The sequence below is a fragment of the Ectopseudomonas oleovorans genome, assembly GCF_003052605.1.
Taxonomy (GTDB): Bacteria; Pseudomonadota; Gammaproteobacteria; order Pseudomonadales; family Pseudomonadaceae; genus Aquipseudomonas; species Aquipseudomonas oleovorans_A.
This window is the reverse complement of the sequence record NZ_QASO01000121.1, coordinates 25,018-40,746: the sequence shown is the minus strand read 5'-3', so window position 1 is coordinate 40,746 and position 15,729 is coordinate 25,018. Positions and strand designations below refer to the sequence as shown.

Here is a 15,729-nt window from a genome sequence, read left to right as displayed (position 1 = left end):
TGTTCCTCGAACAGTGAATCAGGAAGTCATTAAGAGACCGGAAGCGCGGGCGCGCTCCAGGCAGAGTTGCAGTACCTCGCGGCGCTCGGCATTGTCCATGCGGCCCCAACGGGTGATCTCGGCGACGGTGCGCTGACAGCCAATGCAGACATCCTGCTCGTCCAGCGCGCAGACATGCACGCAGGGCGAACGCACCGGCTTTTCTACATCACTCATCGTCATCAGGTACCAGCTCACGGGAATAGCGCTGCGCATTATGAACGTAATGAGCGGCACTGGCCTCCAGCATCTTCTTCTGCGCCTCGGTCAGTTCGCGCACCACCTTGCCTGGGCTGCCCATGACCAGGCTGCCATCAGGAATCACCTTGCCTTCGGGAATCAGGCTGTTGGCGCCGATGATGCAGTACTTGCCGATCTTGGCGCCGTTGAGGATCACCGCGTTGATGCCAATCAGGCTGTAATCGTCGACGGTGCAGCCGTGCATCATCACGTTGTGGCCGACGGTGACGCCCTTGCCCAGGGTCAGCGGAAAACCCATGTCGGTGTGCATGACGCTGCCGTCCTGCACGTTGCTGTTCTCGCCGATATGGATCAGCTCGTTGTCGCCGCGCAGCACGGCACCGAACCAGACGCTGGCACCGGCCTCTAGGCGAACCTTGCCGATCAGGTCGGCGCTTGGCGCGACCCAACTCTCGGGATGGGCGTCGACACGGGAGCTTCCCAGGCGGTATTTCATGCTCGTCAGTCCTCGGCGCTATCAGCGCAGGTGTATGAAGTGTTCGGGTGGCTGGTGCAGGGCGATCTGCGCATCGTCGAAGATCAGGTTGACCAGTTCCACCACCATGATCGCGGTGAGCCCCCAGATGCGGTATTCGCCATAGGTGTAGGACGGCACGTACCAGCTCTGCCCGAGGTAGTCGATACGATGGGTGACTTCGCGCGGGTCGCTGCGGAAGAACTCCAACGGCACCGAGAATACCGAGGCGATCTCCGCATCATTGGCCTTGTATTCGACGTAATCAGGCACCAGCCCGACGTAGGGCGTGACCTGAATGCCGTGTCGCGAGACCAGGCTGCTGAGCGGCCCGACCACCTCGACCAGTCCGGGCGGCAGACCGATCTCCTCCTCGGCCTCACGCAGCGCGGTATCCACCAGATCGCGATCTTCCGGGTCGCGCCGGCCACCGGGAAAGGCAACCTCGCCGCCGTGGGTCGACAAACCGCTGGCGCGCAGGGTCAGCACCAACTCGGGTTCATCACTGCGGGTAATCGGGACCAGCACCGCCGCCTCGGGGAAGCTGCGCTCGGCCTCCAGAAGGCGCGGGCTGTAACCGCGCACACGATGGAGCAACTCGTCCAGCATGGGCATACTCGGAGTCTTGTTTTGCCAGGCATCATGGCATGAAAGCAGCCAGGCGCCCAACCCTGAAACAGGACGAGCTGGCCGTAATCGCGGGCTTGCCGGCCATTGTTCAGACGACCAAGATAGTGGCAAGAGAAGAGGAACCGGCATGAAATTCTGCAGCCAGTGCGGCAACCCGGTCACCCGCATGATCCCCGCGGGCGACAACCGCATGCGCCATGTCTGCGCTCACTGCGCCACCGTGCATTACGAAAACCCGCGCATCGTCGCCGGCTGCCTGCCCGTATGGCGTGACCAGGTGCTGCTGTGCCGACGCGCTATCGAGCCACGCCGAGGCTATTGGACATTACCTGCGGGCTTCATGGAAAACGGCGAGACCATCGAGCAAGCCGCCGCCCGCGAAACCCTGGAAGAGGCCTGCGCCCGCGTGCGCGATCTGAGCCTCTACACCCTGTTCGACCTGCCGCATATCAGCCAGCTGTACATGATATTTCGCGCCGAGCTGGTCGACCTGGATTTCGCCGTGGGCGAAGAGAGCCTGGAGGTGCGACTGTTTGCAGAAAGCGAAATCCCTTGGTCAGAGCTGGCTTTCCCGACCATAGGCCGTACCTTAGAATGCTTCTTCGCCGACCGTCGGCAGAATCTCTTTCCGGTACGCAATGAGCCACTCGAAGCACTGCGTGCCCACTACACACCCCGTTGACCCTTGCGGACGTTGCTGATGCGCTGGTTGTTGCCCCTACTTTGCCTGACTCTCAGCTTCAACGCCCTGGCCAGCACTACGCCTGCGACCAGCCAGCAGACCGTGGACAAGGTGCTGGTGCTTAAATCCGAGCGCAAACTGCATCTGCAGCAGCGTGGCGAAACCATCAAGTCGTACCGTATTTCGCTGGGCAAGCAGCCCAATGGTGCCAAACAGCGCGAAGGCGACCTGCGCACACCGGAAGGCTTCTACTGGATCGATTGGCGCAAGCCGAGCGACAAGTACCAAATGTCGCTGCATATCTCCTACCCCAACGCACGCGATCTGGCTCGCGCCAAGGAAGCCGGGGTGCCGCCGGGCAGCATGATCATGATCCACGGCACGCCGCTGGATGAGGAATACCCGGAGTGGTTCTTCCACACCCTGGACTGGACAGAAGGCTGCATCGCCATGAAGAACGACGACATGCGCGAGGTATGGAGCCTGGTCAAGGATGGGACGCTGATCGAAATCAGGCCCTGAGCCAGACACTGAATCGCCCGTTGAACCTGTAGGAGCGGCGCCCCGCCGCGAACCCGTGCCGCAAGGGAGGTGAGAAGCTTCGCCCCGAGGCGGGGCTCCTACGAAGGGCTGCGTTGCAGGCCTTAGCTGAGGTGATTCAGAACTGCAGATCGGACAAGCGCCAGACATCGAAGGCCGGTGTTTCGTAAGGATGACTCTTCTTCAGTGCCTTCACGGCATCGTGGATCAACTCGTCGGCAACGACCATTTCCACCTTCCACTCGGCAACCTGCTCGACGCTGCCAACCTGACCGATAAACGGCTGGCTACCTTCCAGAGCGCGGAACTGACCTTGGCCCAACACCTGCCAGCAGCAGTTGTCGTACCGCCCGATGCGCCCGCCGCCGGCTGCGAACACCGCCTTTTTCACCGGCTCCAGATGGGCTTCCGGCACGTAAAAACACAGTTTGTACATTAATAGTCCCCAAACCCAGTAAAATAGGGCACTTCAAGGGCCGAGCAGTGATTTTGGGTAGAAATTATGCGTAGAATCATGGGGTAGAAACCTCGGACGCAATCTCATTATGCCATCAAGCCATATCGTACAACGCGGCACGATCTACCACGCGAGAATCGATATCCCCGCTGCGCTTCGCCCTGCGTTCGGCAACAGGCGCATTCTCAGCAAGAGCTTGAGAACCGGTGACGCTTTGCTGGCCCGAGAGCTAGCAGCGAGACAGGTGGCAGAGTGGAAGCTTCAGTTTCGACAGCTGAGAGAAGCACAAATTCGCCGTGGTGATGGATGGAGAGATGATGCCGCCAAAGCTTCAAAAAGCCTCTCAGGATTCTTGAATGAGATGGTGCTTGATGCGATGGGCGTACAAGCTCTACCAGAGAAGAGCCAGGAAGAAATCGACAGAATCGAGGGTAGCGCAGAGGTCTATGACCCCTCGATTCACGGGAAGGTTAAAACCATCGCATCCCATACGTTCGATATCACCGATAAGTCTCCAAGCGAAGCCGTCTCCGAGTACAAGAAACTCACAGAGTTCTTTAAAGACGGAATAGCTCATCAGCTAGTGGCTGACTACGGGTTGACCAAGGGGCAGACTGAGGAGGCAAGCGGCATCCTAAGGGATCACAAATCCTACAAGCCGAAATCTCCCCTAAGTAAAAGCCTGCAAGAGAGGTTTGCGGCCCATTACTGGTAGTCAGAGAGGTATCAAGACTAGGCCGTAATAGCATTGAGGTGCTGGAGCTGTCAGAGAACTTGAAGGCTCGCCGCATCCACCTGATTATCGACAACCTGGGCATTGACGTGACCACGCCATCAGGTGAAATGATCCTGACGATGATGGCAGGCATGGCGCGAATGGAAAGGGAGCTGATGCTTGAGCGCCAGCGTATCGGAATTGAGAAAGCAAAGGCTGATGGTAAGTACACTGGCCGCAAGGCACTAGACCCTGTTGTGGTGCAGACTGCTAAAAAGCTTGTAGCCGAGGGCATGGCCAAGCCTGCCGTTGCTAAGCATCTTAAAATGGGCCTCTCTACGCTGTACAAGTACCTTGCTGCTTAGCACTCACAACCCACAACCAACTGCCCCAGCCCAACAAGCCGGGGCTTTTCTTTGCGTTCTACAGCCTTCTATAAGCCGCTTTGTCCAACCTACCCCTGACTACCCTCAAAGCCTGAACGCTTGTTTTAGGTGTATAAACCCCTATTCAATCGCGTATTTGCTTCGACGTTTGAGCGTTGCCTGTCGGATTTCTCGAATCCAAACCGCTTTACAGCCCTTAACCGCTGGGGTGGTTCGGCAGTTGAGCTATCCCGCTGGGGTTTAAGCCCCAAACGTCTAAAGAGGCTTTACGGCCTCGTAAACGTCTAGCGTGAAATTTCCGTCTATGTTCAAGGCAGCGTGACCGACTAGCGTGCCCCGTGATGGCCCCTTGTGCAGACCTGCGACACCACAGTTGATTTGCGTGTCTTTCCCTGTCTCATACAAGACAACCCCGCTTTCCTCATACAGCTTCGTAGCTATCTCTTCCTTGACCTGCCCCAAGGCTAGCTTGCCACCTTCTTCTGTGTGATTAGCCGCAACGCCTGTAGCGGTGTAAATGCCGTCACCTTCCACGCTGCCCCAGTGATAAGAGTAATTGACTTCCCAATCCATCTGCCTTGCTCCTGTGATTTGCTGGCCCCTGAGAAGGTAGCACATAGCCAGGATTTGAAGGTATCGGATAGCCGCCCATCTGAAATAGCACGCCAGATTTGGGCCGGTGGGTGGTTACTTTGGGTAGGAGAAATGGGTAGAAACCCACTTGAGCAACTATCTTAACTTATTGATTAGTAAGGGATTTTACAAGTACATATAGAAACACAGTTTGTACATCAAGTTCTCCGCAGATGGGCAACCGAACAACAGACAAGCCATGACGCCAATATGATGTCATTTCGCCATGGAGTTGTCTTGAGATCGCCCGCACAAATCCATACGCAGCATTAAAACGATTCGTTGCTTTCGACTCAGGCAAAGGGCGCGGCGTTCTCAGCGACCGCTGAAAAAGCGCCGCCATTTGTCGGCCAGACCGGTGGTCGGCGGGCTGTGACTGCCATCGCAGTAGGGCAGGTTTGCGGATCGGCTACAGCGGCATAGCAGCAGACGCTGCTCGCGCTCGGGCTGCAGAATCAGAGACTGGACGCAGTCGGGTGTGCAGTTCGGCATGTCGGGCGAATGCCCGCAGCGGCATAGGCGATGGGTTTCACCGGGTTTGACCAAGCGAACTTCGGGGAGGATGGGGAGAGGATCATCGGCCATGGCTGGGCCTGTGTAGCCCGGATGGAATCCGGGTTAGTGGTGTGAGGGAAACTGCCCCGAATTGCATCCGGGCTACGCGCCCTGCTCCCCTCTCCCGCTTGCGGGAGAGGGGTCGGGGGAGAGGGTTCCGCGTTGGCCACAACACCCTCTCCCGCCCTTCGGGCACCCTCTCCCGCAAGCGGGAGAGGGTTAGCAGAGGGCCGCTACGCGACCGCTTTTAGTCCACCCACACTCGGGCGTTGCGGAACATGCGCATCCAGCCGCCGTCTTCCTGCCACTCGTCCGGGCGCCAGGAGTTCTGTACGGCGCGAAATACCCGCTCCGGGTGCGGCATCATGATGGTCACGCGACCGTCGCGGCTGGTCAGGCCGGTAATGCCACGCGGCGAACCGTTGGGGTTGGCCGGGTAGGCTTCGGTGACCTTGCCGTGGTTGTCAACGTAACGCAGGGCCACGGTGCCGGACAGATCGGCCTCCAGCAGCGCTTCCTCGCTCTCGAACTCGGCATGACCTTCACCGTGAGCGATGGCGATCGGCATGCGCGAACCGGCCATGCCCTGCAGGAAGATCGATGCCGACTCCTGGATCTGCACCATGGCCACGCGCGCTTCGAACTGCTCGGAGCGGTTGCGTACGAAGTGCGGCCAGAATTCGGTACCCGGGATCAGCTCGTGCAGGTTGCTCATCATCTGGCAGCCGTTGCACACGCCGAGGGCGAAGCTGTCGCGCCGCTCAAAGAAACCCTGGAAGGCATCGCGGGCGCGAGCGTTGAACAGCACCGACTTGGCCCAGCCTTCACCGGCGCCGAGCACGTCGCCGTAGGAGAAGCCGCCGCAGGCCACCAGGCCTTTGAACTCTTCCAGGCTGACGCGACCGGCGAGGATGTCACTCATATGCACGTCGATGGCGGAGAAACCGGCACGGTCGAACGCGGCGGCCATTTCCACCTGGCCGTTGACGCCCTGCTCACGCAGAATCGCCACCTGCGGACGCACGCCCTTCTTGATGTAAGGCGCAGCGATGTCCTGATTGACGTCGAAGCCGAGCTTGATCGACAGACCGGGATTGTCTTCTTCCAGCAGCAGGTCGAACTCCTGATCCGCGCCCTGCGCGTTATCGCGCAGACGCTGGATGCGATAGCTAGTCTCAGCCCACTGACGCTGCAGCAGACGGCGCTCACCGGCGAACACCGGTTCGCCATTGAAGCTGATGCTGACCTCGCCGTTGTTCACGGCCTGGCCAATCACGGCCACGCAGTCGTCCAGACCGGCGGCGCTGAACTGCGCCAGCACTTCCGGAGTGGCGTCCTGGCGCACCTGGATCACCGCACCCAGCTCTTCGTTGAACAGCACGGCTGGAAGCTCGGAGCTGTCATCAGCCAGCGCGTCGAGGTTCAGCGACAGACCGCAATGACCAGCGAAGGCCATCTCCAGCACGGTGGTCAGCAGACCGCCATCGGAACGGTCGTGGTAAGCCAGCAGGTGGCCGTCGGCATTCAGGCCCTGGATCACGGCGAAGAAGGCCTTGAGATCTTCGGCGTCGTCGAGGTCCGGCACCTGCTGGCCGATCTGCGCATAGACCTGCGCCAGGATCGAGGCGCCCATGCGGTTCTGACCACGGCCGAGGTCGATCAGGATCAGATCGGTCTCGCCCTTGTCCATGCGCAGTTGCGGGGTCAGGGTCTGACGGATGTCCTGCACCGGAGCGAAGCCGGTGATCACCAGCGACAACGGCGCGGTCACGCTCTTGTCCACGCCCTCTTCCTGCCAGCGGGTTTTCATGGACATGGAGTCCTTGCCCACCGGAATGGTAATGCCCAGAGCCGGGCACAGTTCCATGCCGACAGCCTTGACAGTGTCATACAGGCGGGCGTCTTCGCCGGGGTGGCCGGCAGCCGCCATCCAGTTGGCCGACAGTTTGATGTCGGAGATTTTCTCGATGCGTGCAGCGGCCAGGTTGGTAACGGCCTCACCCACCGCCATGCGGCCGGAAGCCGGTGCGTCGAGCAGCGCCAGCGGCGTGCGCTCGCCCATGGCCATGGCTTCACCGGTGTAGACGTCGAAGCTGGTGGCGGTAACGGCGCAGTCGGCCACCGGCACCTGCCACGGACCGACCATCTGATCGCGAGCAACCAGACCGGTGATGGTGCGGTCGCCGATGGTAATCAGGAAGCTCTTGCTGGCCACGGCCGGGTGATGCAGCACACGACCCAGGGCTTCTTCGATATCGACGCTGGGGGCGCTGAAATCATCACCCTGCTCGGCTTCGCGGCTGACACTGCGGTGCATGCGCGGCGGTTTGCCCAGCAGCACTTCCAGCGGCATGTCCACCGGGGTGTTGCTGAAGTGGCTGTCGGTCACGGTCAGGTGCGGCTCTGCAGTGGCCTCGCCGACCACGGCGAAGGGGCAACGCTCGCGTTCGCAGATGGCTTGGAAGCGCTCGAAGTCGGCCGCATCGACGGACAGCACGTAACGCTCCTGCGACTCGTTGCACCAGATTTCGTGCGGAGCCATACCCGGTTCATCGTTGGGCACGTTACGCAGCTCGAAACGGCCACCGCGACCGCCGTCGTTGATCAGCTCCGGCAGGGCATTGGAGATACCACCGGCGCCGACGTCGTGGATGAACTTGATCGGATTGGCCTCGCCCAACTGCCAGCAGCGGTCGATGACCTCCTGGCAACGGCGCTCCATCTCCGGGTTCTCGCGCTGCACCGAGGCAAAATCCAGATCGGCCGAGCTGGCACCGGTGGCCATCGACGAAGCGGCGCCGCCGCCCAGGCCGATGAGCATGGCCGGGCCACCGAGCACGATCAGTTTGGCACCGACGGAAATCTCGCCCTTCTGTACGTGGTTCTCGCGGATGTTGCCGAGACCGCCGGCGAGCATGATCGGCTTGTGGTAGCCACGCACTTCCTCACCGCGGGGGCTGCTGACAGCCTGCTCGAAGGTACGGAAGTAGCCATTGAGTGCCGGGCGACCGAACTCGTTGTTGAACGCGGCGGCGCCCAGCGGGCCTTCGATCATGATGTCCAGCGCGCTGACGATGCGCTCGGGCTTGCCGTAGGGCTTTTCCCAGGGCTGGAGGAAATCGGGGATATTCAGGTTGGAGACCGAGAAACCGGTCAGGCCGGCCTTCGGCTTGGCACCACGGCCGGTCGCGCCTTCGTCACGAATCTCACCACCGGAGCCGGTGGCCGCGCCAGGGAACGGGGCGATGGCGGTCGGGTGGTTGTGCGTCTCGACCTTCATCAGAATGTGTACCGGCTCCTGCACCGCGCCGTACTGGCGAGTTTCCGGGTTGGGGAAGAAACGCCCGGCGGTGTGGCCTTTGATCACCGAGGCGTTGTCCTTGTATGCGGACAGCACACCTTCGTTGTGCATCTGGTAGGTGTTCTTGATCATGCCGAACAGCGACTTGTCCTGGCTCTCGCCGTCGATGTCCCAGCTGGCATTGAAGATCTTGTGGCGGCAGTGCTCGGAGTTGGCCTGGGCAAACATCATCAGTTCGATGTCGTGCGGATTGCGCCCCAGGTCATTGAAGCTCTTCACCAGGTAGTCGATTTCGTCCTCGGCCAGGGCCAGGCCCAGATCCAGGTTGGCCTGTTCCAGCGCGGCGCGGCCACCGCCGAGTACGTCCACTGCAGTCAGCGGCTTGGGCTCGGCGTGACTGAACAGCGCGGCGGCGTCCTCCAGCGCATTCAGAACGAGCTGGGTCATGCGGTCGTGCAGCAGGCTGGCGACGGCGGCGCTATCGGCTTCGCTCAGCTCGCCGCTGACGTAATAGGCGATACCACGTTCCAGACGCTGGACCTTGGCCAGGCCGCAATTACGGGCAATGTCGCTGGCCTTGCTCGACCAGGGCGAAATGGTGCCGAAACGCGGAATGGTCAGGAACAGTTTGCCGCTGGGCTCCTGCACCGGCACGCTCGGGCCGTACTTGAGCAGCCGGGCCAGCACTTGTTCCTCATCGGCGCTGAGCACGCCGGTGACGTCGGCGAAATGCGCGAACTCGGCGTACAGCCCGGTCACGGCCGGCACCTTGCTGGTCAGTTGCTCAAGCAATTTGCCATGGCGGAAAGCGGAAAGGGCGGGAGCGCCGCGCAGAATCAACATCGTCGGAACAGCCTCTGGGAAGGGGTGTGCTGGAGGCCGGGCATTCTACCCTAAAGTGGCGGCCTGCGGCAGCTGTAGCCTGGCGCTTAAAGGACGAACGCGCTCTAGCAGAGAAGCGAAGCGCTGTCGAGATATGGCACCGCCTGCGCTTTGCGTATACTGCGCCGATGTTTGCACGACCTGCGATACGCATGCGTTGCGCCACAGGGCTGTTGGCGATTGGCACCCTCCTGATGCTTGCTGGCTGTGGCGAAGACCCCAAGCCCAGCGTACTCGAGCAGGTAAAGGCGGAGGGTGAGCTGCGCGTGGTTACTCGCAACAGTCCCGCCACCTACTTCCAGGACCGCAACGGCGCCACCGGTTTCGAATACGAACTGGCCAAACGCTTCGCCACCGATCTGGGCCTGGAACTGAAGATCGAAACTGCCGACAATCTCGACAGCCTGTTTTCCAGCCTGGCGCGCAGCGACGGCCCGGTCATGGCCGCCGCGGGCCTGGTGGACACACCCCAACGCCTGCGCCAGGCGCGCTTCTCGATTCCGTACCTGGAAGTGACTCCGCAGATCATCTATCGCCAGGGCGAAAGCCGCCCGACCAAGCCTGAAGATCTGATTGGCAAACGCATTCTGGTGCTCGCCGGCAGCAGCCATGCCGAACAGCTGGAAGCGCTCAAGCTGGAGCAGCCGCAGCTGGCGTTCGAGGTGTCTGACGCGGTGGAAGTGGTCGACCTGCTGCGCATGGTCGACGAAGGGCAGATCGACCTGACCCTGGTCGACTCCAACGAGCTGGCGATGAACCAAGTGTATTTCCCCAACGTGCGCGTAGCCTTCGACCTGGGCGATACCAACAGCATGCGCTGGGCCGTGGCCGCTGGCGAAGATGACAGCCTGTTGCAGGAAATCAATGCCTTTCTTGAGCGCGCCGAAGCCAATGGCACCCTGCAGCGCCTGAAAGAGCGCTACTACGGCCATGTCGACGTGCTCGGCTATGTCGGCGCCTACACCTTTGCCCAACACCTGCAACAGCGCCTGCCGCGCTACGAGAAGATGTTCCGCCAGGCCGGTCAGGCCAATCAGGTGGACTGGCGCCTGCTGGCTGCCATGGGCTATCAGGAGTCGCTGTGGCAACCCAATGCCACCTCCAAGACCGGCGTGCGTGGCCTGATGATGCTCACTCAACGCACCGCGCAGTCGGTCGGCGTCTCCAATCGCCTCGACCCCAAGCAGAGCATCGACGGCGGTGCCCGCTACTTCGTGCAGATTCATCAGCAACTGCCTGAAGGCATTCAGGAGCCGGATCGCACCTGGTTCGCCCTGGCTGCCTACAACGTTGGCGGTGGTCACCTGGAAGACGCACGCAAGCTGACCGAGGCCGAAGGCCTGGACCCGAACAAATGGGCCGATGTGCAGAAGATCCTGCCGCGTTTGGCGCAAAAGCAGTGGTACAGCAAGACCCGTTACGGCTATGCGCGTGGCGGTGAGCCGGTGCATTTCGTGCGCAACATCCGTCGTTACTACGACATTCTCACCTGGGTGACCCAACCGCAGCTGGAAGGCACGCAAGTGGCCGAGAGCGGTATCCACCTGCCCGGCATCGACAAGCGCAAGCCCGAAGAAGAAACCCCGCCGCTCTAAGCAGTCAGAGCAAACTCTGATTCCCCAGCGCACAGTGACTGACCGCCTGCCGCGCCTGCGGCAGGCCTTTGAGCCGCGTGGCGCACTGCGCCTGACTAGAATCCGCTCCACCTGCAGGCTGGCCTGCTCGTCGATGCTGATCAGATAAGTATGGTTGTAACGCGCGCGGTCATTCCAGCCGCTGAAACGCTGAGCGCTGAACACGCAGCGATAGTCCAGATGGCCGGTAAAGCCCTGAAAACGATCACGCATGAAAATGTGGTGATAACGCTGCCAGTCGCGATCACGCTGCCCGACACGCACGGCCTCCTGGCACTCTGCAAGCGTGGTGATCTGCGGTTCGTGCAGGAAAATGCTCTGCGCCAGGTTGGAGCCGCCCAGCTGCACGCTGGCGACCAGATACACCTCGGGTTGCTCAGCGAACGCCGACGCAGCCAGGAGCGCCAGCAGACTCAAGATCCGTTTGCTCATGCTCATTCCCTGCAAGAACGCTCAGCCTCGCCGAGCCTTGAAGAACTCTTTTAGCAGCGCCCCACTCTCCTCGGCCAGCAAGCCACCCTCCACCCGCACGCGGTGATTGAGAAAGCCCTGGTCGAAGAACTGCCCCTGACTGATCGCCACCCCCGCCCGCGGCTCGCTGGCGGCGAACACCACCCGGGCGATGCGCGCATGCACGATCAGGCCGGCGCACATGCTGCAGGGTTCCAGGGTGACATACAGGGTGCTGCCGGGCAGTCGGTAGTTCTGCACGCTTTGCGCCGCCGCGCGAATCGCCACCATCTCGGCATGGGCGCTGGGGTCGTGACGCAGAATCGGGCAGTTGAAGCCCTGCCCGACCACTTCGCCATCCTGTACCAGCACGGCGCCGACCGGCACCTCGCCCTGCTCAGCCCCCAGATGCGCCTGCGCCAGCGCCAGGCGCATGAAGTGCTCGTCACGCGAGCGGTCGATGATCTGCGGTCGTTTCATTGCAACAATCCATAGGGTGCCGGCGAAAAACGGCGCCTACCCTACACCACTTCGATGGCCGCCATCAGCCCCGTTTCCATATGGTCGATGACGTGGCAGTGGAACATCCACACACCGGGATTGTCGGCGACGAAGGCGATGCGCGCCGTCTCGTTCTTGCCCAACAGGTAGGTGTCGGTGAAGTAGGGAATGATTTTGCGTCGATCCGAGCTCAGCACCTTGAAGGTCATGCCGTGCAGGTGAATCGGGTGCTGGTACTGCGCCATGTTGCGGAGCACGAAGATGTAGTGGCCATCCTTCTTCAGCGTGGCAATCGGGCGCTCGGCACAGGTTTTGTCGTTGATATCCCAGGCCTGACCGTTGATCTGCCAATACTTGTAACTGCCGCCACGCTCAACGTTACCGGACAGCATCGCCGCCCACTCGAAGTTGAAACGCAGCGTTTCGGCGCGCGCCAGATCCGGCTCGGCAATCGGGTTGGCCGGCAGGGGCGGCGGCCAGCTTCCCGTCGTTTCGCCAGTGGCTACACCCTTGAGCGTCGCCAGACGCAGCGGCCCATTGCGCAGCGACAACGCTTCACCGGCTGCCGGCACCCTCAGCGCCAGATCGATGCGCATGCCCGGCCCCAGCCAGTATTCCTTGCCCAAGGGGCGCGGCTGCACCGGATTACCGTCCAGCGCATAGATGCGCGCCTCTCCACCCGGCAAATTGAGCCGATAGGTCACGGTGTTGTCGACATTGATCAGACGCAGACGCACCACCTGCCCTGCCGGCAACTCTAGAGTCGGACTGGGTTCACCGTTGATGGTAGTCAAGCGCCCACGCGTACCCTCACGCGCCGCCTGACGCAGCACCAGAAACTCGGTGAAGGCGCCCTGCTCGTCGATGTGCCAGGTCTTAAGACTCAACGTGCGCTCATGGCCAAAGCCGCTCGGCTCGCGCTCCTCGACGATCAGCGGCCCAACCAGGCCGCGTCCCAATTGCTCGGCGCTGGTGGTATGCGGGTGATACCAGAAGCTGCCAGCATCGTGGCAGATGAAGTCGTAATCGAAGTACTCGCCCGGCAGCACCGGTGCCTGGGAGACATAGGGCACGCCGTCCATTTCCAGCGGTAGACGAATGCCGTGCCAATGGATGGTGCTCTGTACATCCAGCTTGTTGATGAAGCGCACCCGCAAACGCTCACCCTGCCGACAGCGCAATTCGACACCTGGCGCCTGTCCGCCATAAGCCCAGGCCGGCGTCACCTGCCCCGGCACCAACTCAAGATCAAGCGGCGCGGCGATCAGCTCATAGTCATGGCTCGCCACGTTCTCCGGGCGCCCCAGCCAATAACGCACACCACCTGCGCCCAGGCCGGCCACACCCAGGCCAGCTAGGCCGGCAAGCACTTGTCTGCGGGTAAACGACATCTTCATCCTCGGCAATCTGCAGTCATACTCAATTGCGGTATCTTCTCATTTTCATCACTTGAAAAACGAGTCCGCAAACAGAGACGGGTTGCCGCAGCACCGATCTGCAGGCATGAAAAAACCGGCCTAAGCCGGTTTCTTCATACAACGCAGGGGATCACTCCCACTCGATTGTAAACAAGCCCTTTTTATCCTTTATATTCAATGGCTTATTTTCCTGCCAAACGGTAATACCATGAAAAATACCACGCTCAGAAATTGCCGAATGAACCCGCAAAATAACATGGATTAAAAACCAGTTGCCTATGATTCCACCCTAAGGAAGGTGTGAACAAGCCCCCCTCATGAGACAATCGCCCGATCATCCACATCGAGGATCACCGAATGGATCAGCAGCTCACATTCGCTGACAGCGAGTTCAGCAACAAGCGCCGTCAGACCCGCAAGGAGAAGTTCCTGGGCCGAATGGACAAGCTGATTCCGTGGGCACGCCTCGAAGCGATTATTGAGCCTCACTATCCCAAAGCAGGCAACGGTCGCCGGCCATACCCGCTGGCCACCATGCTGCGGATTCACTGCATGCAGCAGTGGTACAACCTCAGTGACCCCGCCATGGAAGATGCGCTGTACGAGATAGCGTCCATGCGACTGTTCGCAGGCCTGTCACTGGACAGGGCAATTCCCGATCACTCCACCATTCTGAAGTTTCGTCACCTGCTGGAACGACACGGTCTTGCCCGTCAGATTTTCAACGAGATGAGTCAGTGGCTATCCGAGTCCGGCATCCTGCTCAAGGAAGGCTCGCTGATTGACGCGACCATCATCGAGGCCCCCAGCTCCACCAAGAACAAAGCCGGCGAGCGTGATCCCGAGATGCATCAGACGAAAAAAGGAAATCAGTGGCATTTCGGGATGAAAGCCCATATCGGCGTGGATGCCCGCACCGGTATCACTCATAGCTTCACAACAACGGCGGCACATGAGCACGATCTCAATCAGGCAGGCCAGGTGTTGCATGGTGAGGAAGCTTTCATCTTTGCTGACGCCGGCTACCGCGGGGCTGAAAAGCGCGCAGAGCTGAAGAATGTGCGGGCTGACTGGCACATCGCCGAGCAACCGGGGAAGTTAAAGACCCTGAAAAAGCACCCGCGCATCAACAAGCTCAGGATCCGGACTGAATACCTGAAAGCCAGCATGCGCGCGAAAGTAGAGCACCCGTTCCGCATCATTAAGTGTCAGTTCGGCTTTGTGAAAGCACGCTACCGAGGCCTGATGAAAAATGATGGCAAGCTGGCCATGCTGTTCGCGCTATCCAATGCCGTGCGTGTGGATCAGATGTTGAGAGCAAGGGGTTAATCCGTCCGCACTGCCTGAAAAGGCGGCTGAAGGCGGTTAAAACCAGGCAAATATAGCTATTTTTGCTTCCGGTCGCCGTCAAACTGGATTTTGGAGCGAAGGGTGATGGCTTGTTCACACCTTCCCTAACCTATATTCATATTTATTAATTATGAATACTTGGAGAGTAACATGGCAACGACAAGTCTCAGCCTGGGAGAGCACTGGGAAGCTTACATCAAACGGTGAATTGGCCGTGTTGGCAGGTTTCCTGCCCTATGCCGACGTGGTGGGTTTGCCCGACCCCTGGCCGCTTGCGGCCAGCACGACCCCACCGCCAGGGGTGAGCCGTGGCTGGCGGAAAATGCGTCTGCAATCGCGCTTATTTGTATTGCGCACAATTAAATTGCTTGATATATTTATTTGAACCACTCAAACAGGAGATGATTCATGAACACGCTCTATTCCACCAAAGTGACAGCCATCGGCGGCCGCAACGGCTCCGTCAACAGCGACGATGGCCTTCTGGATCTGCCGCTGGCCCTGCCGAAGGCGCTCGGCGGCAAGGGTGACGCCCCCAATCCGGAGCAGTTGTTCGCCGCGGGCTATGCCGCCTGCTTCGGGAACGCCGTGATCCATGTAACCCGCAACCAGGATGAGAGGGTCCGCGACGACGATATCGTGGTGGTGGGAACCGTCGGCATGGCGCCCAACGGTAGCGGCGGTTTCGGCCTGTCCGTGGCGCTCGACGTCACGATCAGCGGCGTCGACCAGGCGACGGCCGAGGCCATCGTCGAAGCGGCGCATCAGGTCTGCCCGTATTCCAACGCGGTGCGCGGCAACATCGATGTCGCCATCATCGTCAGCGCCGACTAGAGGGGGT

16 protein-coding genes and 2 pseudogenes are annotated in these 15,729 nt (G+C 60.5%); 8 read left to right on the top strand and 10 right to left on the bottom strand.

What is annotated here, in order from left to right:
• Positions 1-18: 18 nt before the first annotated feature.
• The 3 genes from DBO86_RS20830 to DBO86_RS20820 are packed head-to-tail and all read right to left on the bottom strand — an operon-like array spanning position 19 to position 1,363.
• Positions 19-216, bottom strand: coding sequence for a DUF1289 domain-containing protein (locus tag DBO86_RS20830; RefSeq protein WP_108234715.1), 198 nt, complete (start codon positions 214-216; stop codon positions 19-21).
• On the bottom strand, positions 209-736 hold the full coding sequence (locus DBO86_RS20825) for a gamma carbonic anhydrase family protein (RefSeq protein ID WP_108234714.1): 528 nt from the start codon (positions 734-736) through the stop codon (positions 209-211). Before DBO86_RS20825 ends, DBO86_RS20830 begins: the two co-directional genes overlap by 8 nt.
• 21 nt (positions 737-757) lie before the next feature.
• Positions 758-1,363, bottom strand: coding sequence for a CoA pyrophosphatase (locus DBO86_RS20820; RefSeq protein WP_108234713.1), 606 nt, complete (start codon positions 1,361-1,363; stop codon positions 758-760).
• Positions 1,364-1,511: 148 nt separating this feature from the next.
• Between DBO86_RS20820 and DBO86_RS20815 the strand changes: the two genes are divergently transcribed.
• Positions 1,512-2,066 (top strand): NUDIX hydrolase, encoded by a 555-nt coding sequence (locus DBO86_RS20815; protein WP_108234712.1) that lies wholly within the window; start codon positions 1,512-1,514, stop codon positions 2,064-2,066.
• A gap of 18 nt (positions 2,067-2,084) precedes the next feature.
• Positions 2,085-2,588: a L,D-transpeptidase family protein gene (locus tag DBO86_RS20810; protein ID WP_003462732.1), complete on the top strand. Its 504-nt coding sequence runs from the start codon at positions 2,085-2,087 to the stop codon at positions 2,586-2,588.
• A 136-nt stretch (positions 2,589-2,724) separates the two neighbouring features.
• On the opposite strand, the gene DBO86_RS20805 is transcribed toward DBO86_RS20810, so the two are convergent.
• Positions 2,725-3,042, bottom strand: coding sequence for a YqfO family protein (locus DBO86_RS20805; RefSeq protein WP_108234711.1), 318 nt, complete (start codon positions 3,040-3,042; stop codon positions 2,725-2,727).
• 109 nt (positions 3,043-3,151) lie between these two features.
• Here DBO86_RS20805 and DBO86_RS27360 point away from each other — a divergent pair.
• The 3 genes and pseudogenes from DBO86_RS27360 to DBO86_RS20795 all read left to right on the top strand — a co-directional run.
• Positions 3,152-3,283, top strand: a pseudogene (locus tag DBO86_RS27360) (DUF6538 domain-containing protein); the annotation flags it as partial.
• 24 nt (positions 3,284-3,307) lie between these two features.
• The gene (locus DBO86_RS20800) at positions 3,308-3,778 is read left to right on the top strand and encodes a hypothetical protein (RefSeq protein ID WP_167399151.1); all 471 of its coding nucleotides are present in this window, start codon (positions 3,308-3,310) and stop codon (positions 3,776-3,778) included.
• Positions 3,779-3,816: 38 nt separating this feature from the next.
• The gene (locus DBO86_RS20795; protein WP_108234709.1) at positions 3,817-4,143 is read left to right on the top strand and encodes a recombinase family protein; all 327 of its coding nucleotides are present in this window, start codon (positions 3,817-3,819) and stop codon (positions 4,141-4,143) included.
• 276 nt (positions 4,144-4,419) lie between these two features.
• Here the strand turns inward: DBO86_RS20795 and DBO86_RS20790 are convergent, their stop codons facing one another.
• The 3 genes from DBO86_RS20790 to purL form a co-directional block, all read right to left on the bottom strand.
• Entirely contained in the window at positions 4,420-4,737 is a 318-nt protein-coding gene (locus tag DBO86_RS20790; protein WP_108234708.1) for a hypothetical protein, read from the bottom strand.
• 375 nt (positions 4,738-5,112) lie between these two features.
• Positions 5,113-5,289 carry a CDGSH iron-sulfur domain-containing protein gene (locus DBO86_RS20785; protein ID WP_082065012.1) on the bottom strand — a complete coding sequence of 59 codons (177 nt, stop codon included), beginning with the start codon at positions 5,287-5,289 and terminating at the stop codon, positions 5,113-5,115.
• 310 nt (positions 5,290-5,599) lie between these two features.
• Positions 5,600-9,496: a phosphoribosylformylglycinamidine synthase gene (gene purL, locus DBO86_RS20780; RefSeq protein WP_108234707.1), complete on the bottom strand. Its 3,897-nt coding sequence runs from the start codon at positions 9,494-9,496 to the stop codon at positions 5,600-5,602.
• 167 nt (positions 9,497-9,663) lie between these two features.
• Between purL and mltF the strand changes: the two genes are divergently transcribed.
• Positions 9,664-11,130: a membrane-bound lytic murein transglycosylase MltF gene (gene mltF, locus DBO86_RS20775; RefSeq protein WP_108234706.1), complete on the top strand. Its 1,467-nt coding sequence runs from the start codon at positions 9,664-9,666 to the stop codon at positions 11,128-11,130.
• Positions 11,131-11,134: 4 nt separating this feature from the next.
• Here mltF and DBO86_RS26875 read toward each other — a convergent pair.
• The 3 genes and pseudogenes from DBO86_RS26875 to DBO86_RS20760 all read right to left on the bottom strand — a co-directional run bounded on the left by DBO86_RS26875 (position 11,135) and on the right by DBO86_RS20760 (position 13,511).
• Positions 11,135-11,601: pseudogene (locus DBO86_RS26875) on the bottom strand (hypothetical protein).
• Positions 11,602-11,622: 21 nt separating this feature from the next.
• On the bottom strand, positions 11,623-12,099 hold the full coding sequence (gene tadA, locus DBO86_RS20765; RefSeq protein ID WP_108234705.1) for a tRNA adenosine(34) deaminase TadA: 477 nt from the start codon (positions 12,097-12,099) through the stop codon (positions 11,623-11,625).
• Positions 12,100-12,140: 41 nt separating this feature from the next.
• Entirely contained in the window at positions 12,141-13,511 is a 1,371-nt protein-coding gene (locus DBO86_RS20760; RefSeq protein ID WP_108234746.1) for a multicopper oxidase family protein, read from the bottom strand.
• Positions 13,512-13,895: 384 nt separating this feature from the next.
• Here DBO86_RS20760 and DBO86_RS20755 point away from each other — a divergent pair, with 384 nt between their 5' ends.
• Together DBO86_RS20755 and DBO86_RS20750 are read left to right on the top strand one after the other, a co-directional pair.
• The gene (locus DBO86_RS20755; protein ID WP_104097036.1) at positions 13,896-14,867 is read left to right on the top strand and encodes an IS5 family transposase; all 972 of its coding nucleotides are present in this window, start codon (positions 13,896-13,898) and stop codon (positions 14,865-14,867) included.
• Positions 14,868-15,296: 429 nt separating this feature from the next.
• Entirely contained in the window at positions 15,297-15,722 is a 426-nt protein-coding gene (locus DBO86_RS20750) for an organic hydroperoxide resistance protein (RefSeq protein WP_108234704.1), read from the top strand.
• Positions 15,723-15,729 lie beyond the last annotated feature (7 nt).

Bases quoted from the DNA above. Each gene is read 5' to 3' on its own strand.
- DBO86_RS20830 (WP_108234715.1), bottom strand. From the start codon at position 216: ATGAGTGATGTAGAAAAGCCGGTGCGTTCGCCCTGCGTGCATGTCTGC.
- DBO86_RS20825 (WP_108234714.1), bottom strand. From the start codon at position 736: ATGAAATACCGCCTGGGAAGCTCCCGTGTCGACGCCCATCCCGAGAGT.
- DBO86_RS20820 (WP_108234713.1), bottom strand. From the start codon at position 1,363: ATGCTGGACGAGTTGCTCCATCGTGTGCGCGGTTACAGCCCGCGCCTT.
- DBO86_RS20815 (WP_108234712.1), top strand. From the start codon at position 1,512: ATGAAATTCTGCAGCCAGTGCGGCAACCCGGTCACCCGCATGATCCCC.
- DBO86_RS20810 (WP_003462732.1), top strand. From the start codon at position 2,085: ATGCGCTGGTTGTTGCCCCTACTTTGCCTGACTCTCAGCTTCAACGCC.
- DBO86_RS20805 (WP_108234711.1), bottom strand. From the start codon at position 3,042: ATGTACAAACTGTGTTTTTACGTGCCGGAAGCCCATCTGGAGCCGGTG.
- DBO86_RS20790 (WP_108234708.1), bottom strand. From the start codon at position 4,737: ATGGATTGGGAAGTCAATTACTCTTATCACTGGGGCAGCGTGGAAGGT.
- DBO86_RS20785 (WP_082065012.1), bottom strand. From the start codon at position 5,289: ATGCCGAACTGCACACCCGACTGCGTCCAGTCTCTGATTCTGCAGCCC.
- purL (WP_108234707.1), bottom strand. From the start codon at position 9,496: ATGTTGATTCTGCGCGGCGCTCCCGCCCTTTCCGCTTTCCGCCATGGC.
- mltF (WP_108234706.1), top strand. From the start codon at position 9,664: ATGTTTGCACGACCTGCGATACGCATGCGTTGCGCCACAGGGCTGTTG.
- tadA (WP_108234705.1), bottom strand. From the start codon at position 12,099: ATGAAACGACCGCAGATCATCGACCGCTCGCGTGACGAGCACTTCATG.
- DBO86_RS20760 (WP_108234746.1), bottom strand. From the start codon at position 13,511: ATGTCGTTTACCCGCAGACAAGTGCTTGCCGGCCTAGCTGGCCTGGGT.
- DBO86_RS20755 (WP_104097036.1), top strand. From the start codon at position 13,896: ATGGATCAGCAGCTCACATTCGCTGACAGCGAGTTCAGCAACAAGCGC.
- DBO86_RS20750 (WP_108234704.1), top strand. From the start codon at position 15,297: ATGAACACGCTCTATTCCACCAAAGTGACAGCCATCGGCGGCCGCAAC.